Source organism: Dietzia sp. B19 (assembly GCF_014145155.1).
In the GTDB taxonomy this organism is placed as follows: domain Bacteria; phylum Actinomycetota; class Actinomycetes; order Mycobacteriales; family Mycobacteriaceae; genus Dietzia; species Dietzia natronolimnaea.
Genome location: NZ_JAALED010000382.1, coordinates 1 through 5,049, shown reverse-complemented (window position 1 = coordinate 5,049; position 5,049 = coordinate 1). Strand labels below are relative to the sequence as shown.

6 protein-coding genes and 1 pseudogene are annotated in these 5,049 nt (G+C 70.2%); 2 read left to right on the top strand and 5 right to left on the bottom strand.

Features of this window, described 5'->3' with window-relative positions; translation table 11 throughout:
- The 5 genes and pseudogenes from G6020_RS11275 to G6020_RS11255 all read right to left on the bottom strand — a co-directional run.
- A pseudogene (locus G6020_RS11275) lies at positions 1–512 on the bottom strand (hypothetical protein); the annotation flags it as partial.
- Positions 509–1,531, bottom strand: a complete 1,023-nt coding sequence (gene rsmH, locus G6020_RS11270) for a 16S rRNA (cytosine(1402)-N(4))-methyltransferase RsmH (protein WP_182610692.1) — start codon at positions 1,529–1,531, stop codon at positions 509–511. The gene rsmH and the pseudogene G6020_RS11275, both read right to left, overlap by 4 nt.
- Before the next feature lie 187 nt (positions 1,532–1,718).
- A complete protein-coding gene (locus G6020_RS11265; protein ID WP_179525058.1) occupies positions 1,719–2,195 on the bottom strand; it encodes a division/cell wall cluster transcriptional repressor MraZ in 477 nt (158 codons plus the stop codon).
- Between the two features lie 411 nt (positions 2,196–2,606).
- Positions 2,607–3,017 carry a DUF3040 domain-containing protein gene (locus G6020_RS11260; RefSeq protein WP_179525057.1) on the bottom strand — a complete coding sequence of 137 codons (411 nt, stop codon included), beginning with the start codon at positions 3,015–3,017 and terminating at the stop codon, positions 2,607–2,609.
- 176 nt (positions 3,018–3,193) lie between these two features.
- Positions 3,194–3,598, bottom strand: a complete 405-nt coding sequence (locus G6020_RS11255) for an SAV_6107 family HEPN domain-containing protein (RefSeq protein ID WP_179525056.1) — start codon at positions 3,596–3,598, stop codon at positions 3,194–3,196.
- A 93-nt stretch (positions 3,599–3,691) separates the two neighbouring features.
- Between G6020_RS11255 and G6020_RS11250 the strand changes: the two genes are divergently transcribed.
- Positions 3,692–4,291, top strand: coding sequence for a GNAT family N-acetyltransferase (locus tag G6020_RS11250; RefSeq protein WP_179525055.1), 600 nt, complete (start codon positions 3,692–3,694; stop codon positions 4,289–4,291).
- Positions 4,275–5,049, top strand: a 775-nt coding sequence (locus tag G6020_RS11245) for an FAD-dependent oxidoreductase (protein ID WP_182610691.1), incomplete at its 3' end; no start/stop codon positions are given. The genes G6020_RS11250 and G6020_RS11245, both read left to right, overlap by 17 nt.

Genomic DNA, 5,049 nt, shown 5'->3' with positions numbered 1-5,049 from the left:
AGCGGCTTGACCGGCGCGCCGAGCTTCGCCTCGGGCTCGCCGACCACCTCGATCACGCCGTCCGAACCCCTGGTGAGGATCGGCGCGCTGGCGACCCCGACCATCCCGAGCTTCTCGGCGCGCTGGGCCAGGACCTCCGCCGACCGGGCTCGCTCGTTGGACGCCTGGAGTGCCTCCATGCGTTCGACGAGCTGGACGTTGGCGTCACGCGCGTTCTTGAGGTTGTAGGTGTCCTGGGTGGTCTGCGCGGACAGCAGGAGCGTGCCGCCGACGCCGGTACCGATGAGGAGGAGCATGACGACGACGAAGGGGATCCTCCCCGCGAGGTCGGCGGGACTCAGCCGTTCCGCGGGGACGACCACCGTCCGGCGGCCCCGGACAGAGCGGGTGACCGGCTTCCGGCGCAGTCCCACGGCCCCGACGCCTCTGACCGGCTCGGCGCCCTCGGTGGTGGTGCCGCGCCGGGTGTCGAGGTCGTCGGCGGGATCCGACGTGTCGATCGTGCTCGTCATGGGGTTCTCCCGTCGATACGCCGGACGCAGCGCACCCGGACCGAGGCCGAGCGCGGGTTGTGATCGATCTCGGACTGTGAGGCCTTCTCCGCACCGCGGGTCACGGCCTCGAACTCGGGACCGTGTCCGGGCAGTTCCACCGGCAGACCCGCCGGGGTGCGCGAGGCGGTCCGGGTGGTCAGTTCCCGCTTGACGATCTTGTCCTCGACCGAGTGGTACGCCATGAACACCGCCCGCCCGTCACCCCTCAGCAGGTCGAGGTACCCGGGGACCGCGTTCTCCACGGCCTCGAGCTCGGCGTTGACCTCGATGCGCAGCGCCTGGAAGACACGTTTGCCCGGATGCCCACCGGTGCGGCGGGCGCCCTGCGGGATGGTGTCGTAGAGCAGCTCGACGAGCTGGGCGCTGGAGGCGACCGGATCTGTCTCACGGCGACGCACGATCGCGGAGGCGATCTGACGCGCGAACCGCTCCTCGCCGTAGACGCGGAAGATCCTGGCGAGGTCGTCACGCGGGTAGTCCGCCAGGATGTCGGCGGCGGTCGGGCCGGTGGTGGGGTCCATCCTCATGTCCAGCGGGGAGTCGACCGAGTACGCGAAACCGCGCTCGGCCACGTCGAGCTGCATCGAGGAGACCCCGAAGTCCAGTAGGACGCCGTCGATCGCCGGGCCGGCCGCGTCCCTCGCGTCCTCGGGGAGGCTGTCCACGATCAGGTCGAAGTCGTCGAAGCGGGCGTGCACGGGAGTGAACCGGTCCCGGTAGGCGGTGAGTCTGCGGGTGGCGATCTCGAGGGCCTCGGGGTCGCGGTCGACCCCGACCACCCTCAGGTCGTCGAACTCGGCGAGGAGATGCGAGGTGTGACCGCCCAGACCCAGCGTGCCGTCCACGATCACCGGGCGACGGCCTTCCGCGGCCGCGGAGTCGACGACGGGCCGGAAGAGTTCGAGGGTGCGGTCGAGGAAGACGGGGATGTGACCGGACCGGGCAGCCGCGCGGTCGGAGTCGGGCTCTTCCGCCATGTCGCCTCCCTCGCGTCCGGATGTCATCGGTGCTCCGGTTGTGGTGGAGCCCCCTGGTCCCCGTCCGGTACCCACCTGGCGTTGGGGAAGTACGTCAGGGTGGTGCCGGGCAGGGGCCGGGGGGCTCCGTCCGTCGTGCAGTCGTGCTGTCGTGCTGTCGTTCCGTCGTGCTGGTCCGTCCCGGGGATCAGAACTCGATCCCCAGCGAGGTGCCCTCCATCTCGGAGAACACGGGGAGGTTCTCCGCGCTGTAGCGGTCCCAGGCCTCGGCGTCCCAGACTTCGAGACGCTCTCCGAGGCCGTTGACCACGCAGTCCTTGCCGAGGCCCGCGTAGTTCCGCTGACTCGCCGGAATGGAGACCCGTCCCTGCGAATCGAGTTGTTGGACCTCCGCGCCGCTCACCAGGAGCCGGAAGAACGCCATGTGCCTCTCACTGAGGTTGGCGGTCGGCCGGACCTTTCTGACCAACGCGTCGAACTCGCGTTCCGGGAAGACCGAGAGCGTGTTGGTGAACCACCCACACACGACCACCCCGTCGGCCAGGCCAGGCCTGAATCTGGCGGGGATCGTCAGCCGCCCCTTGTCGTCGAGCTTGGGACGGTGCGTCCCGTACCCGACGAAGGCTCGTTCACGCTCGGAGTCGGTGGGATCGGTGTCGGTCACCCGCCACCTCCTGGGTTCAGGCCCCTTCGAGCTCCTCGCGTCCCCCACTGTACCCCACAACGCCCCACAAACAAGGCCTGTGCCCCACTTCTCCCCACCGACTTACATCTCTGCAGTTCAGAGCACCCTGTCGACCCGTGACCAGCTGGAGAACCCGCCGGGAGTCACGCCGGAGACGGCCACAGTCGGCGAACAGATGTGGTTCCTGTGACTATTTCACACCCTAGGGGCGAATGATGGGCCCCCGGTGGGGCGAAGTGGAGAGCCGGGGGGCGCACGGTGGGGCGCGCCGCCGCAGGGCGATCCGGCATCACCGAGTTCCCACGCGGCCGAGACGCTCGCCGCCGAAATAGGCGGGAGGGGCGAGCGCGGATGCGCTCGCCCCTCCCGGGACGTGATCAGTCGTTCTGGCTACTGCTCGAAGCGACGGCGGAAGCGATCCTCCATGCGAGAGGAGTAGCTCTGGCCCTCGGCCCCCTTGGTGGACGCCTTACCCGTACCCGGCACCCGGGCTCCGCCCGCGGAACCGGCCGACGACGACGCCTTGGACGGCACCGCGCGCATGGCGAGCACACCCGCCGCGAACATCACGAGGAAACCCACGAGACTGAGGACGGGAAACCCGCCCGGTTTGAAGTCGAGTGCCAACCCGCCCACGAGGAGCGCGACCCCTACGAGACCGAGGATCACCACCAGCCCGGCAGGACGGCGGCCACCGGTCCCACCGGTCTTTCGAACAGACGACGCGAACTTGGGGTCGTCGGCGTAGAGCGCATTCTCGATCTCGTCGAGCATGCGCTGCTCGTGCTCTGACAGGGGCACTTCGACCTCCTTAGAACGCTCGCGGTTACGAGCTCGGCCGGCTCGGCCGTGTGACGTCGACCGTCTACGGGGATCAGCCGGTCAAGGGTTGACTCCATCATACGAGCGCGACGCGGTGGTGACCACCGGGATTCCGAGTACGCGGCAGAAGCCCGGTCCACAGGGCGTCCTCGACCTCACGCCGCCGGACCCAGTACTCCCAGCCGCTCGTCGACCAGGTCGAGGAAACGACCGACAGCCCAGAGGAAGTCATCCGCCATGCGGGGTGTGACCGTTCGGGGGAGCCCGTCCTCCACGGCGGCCGCGAGGGCCGAGTAACCGCCGAAGGCGGAGGCCCATTCCGCCAGCTCGGGAACCTCTGCGGCGAGCCGGTGCCACACATCGGACGGGCCCCTGCGACGCGGCCCCGGGGACAGGAGCGCCGCCGCCGCCGAACGCGCCGCCCGGTAGGACTCGAGAAACCGCTCGGCGGGTGACGACGCGGCCAGCGCCCGGCCCCGGTGGACCTCGGCACGACCTGCCCGACCGAGGGACCCGAGGCCACCCCCGCCCGGCGCACGAACTGCGGTTCTCGACGCCATCTCCGCTGCACCTCCCCTTCTGGACCCCACGGTATCGGCGGGGTACGACACAACTGGAGGTCGTGAACGCGCGCACGTGATGAGATGGGGTGGATGGACACCGTGATCACCAGCCTGGACGCCGGGGAGTTCCGTGACCGACTGCCGGAGGCGCTCGGTGTCTACGTCGACGCCATGGGGTACCCGTCCCAGGTGATCCGATCCCGCGCCCCCGCGTGGATGGAGCACAGCCACCGGGAGGGCTGGTCCGGGGTCGCGGCCTTCGAGGCGCCGCGTCGGCGCCTTCTCGGTCACGCCCGTGGGCCCCTGGTCGCCATCTGTTACGGCTACCGGGGCTCACCCGGCCAGTGGTGGTACGAGCAGGTCGCGCGAGGGCTGCGAGAACAGGATCAGCGCCTGCCGACGGACTACGTCGAATTGACGGAGCTCCACGTCTCCCCCCGCTACCAGGGGCACGGCATAGGCACTGAGTTGCTCCGCAGGTTCCTGTCCGGTCGCACGGAGGGATCCGTGTTGCTCTCGACCCCCGAGGTCCCCGACGAGGCCAACGGAGCGTGGCGGTTGTACCGGTCGATGGGCTTCTCGGATGTGCTCAGGGCCTACAGGTTCGAAGGCGACGCCAGGCCGTTCGCCGTACTCTCGCGGTCGCTCCCCCTCACCCAACACGGAGGCCCGCGTGAACAACAGTCATGACGTCGTGGTGATCGGTTCCGGTCACAACGGCCTGGTCTGCGCCGCCTATCTCGCGCGGGCAGGGCTCGACGTCCACGTGGTGGAGAAGGACACCGTCCTGGGCGGCGCCACCTCCACTGTCGAGCGCTACCCCGGGCACCGCACGGATCGTGGCTCGTCGGCCCACCTGATGATCCGGCACACCGGCATCCCGGAGGAGCTGGACCTGGCCGCCCACGGGCTGAGGTACGTGGACTGTGACCCCTGGGGTTTCGCCCCCGCCCCGCCGGGCAGCGACGCCCCGCCCCTCGTCTTCCACCGCGACCTCGACGAGACCTGTGCGAGCATCGCCGCCGCCTGCGGGCGGGCGGACGCCGACGCCTACCGCGGGTTCGTCCGCCGGTGGGAGGTCCTCGCCGGGCGGATGATGAAGGGGTTCAGCGTTCGCCCCACGGCTCCGCGCCTGGGTTCCGCGTTCCTCGGACGCGACGATCTCCGGGATCCCTTCGGCACGGTCCAGACCTTCCTGTCCTCCGGGGATGCGCTGCTCGACCAGACCTTCACGTCCGAGCGGCTCAAGGCCGCCCTGTCCTGGTTCGGCGCACAGTCCGGACCGCCGATGTCCCATCCCGGCACCGCGCCGATGATCGGCTTCGCCGCGCTCATGCACCAGACCCCTCCCGGCCGTGCGATCGGCGGGTCGGGCGCTCTCGCCGACGCTCTCGTCTCCGCCGTCCGGGCCGGCGGCGGATCGGTCACGGCGGGCGCCGGAGCGACGG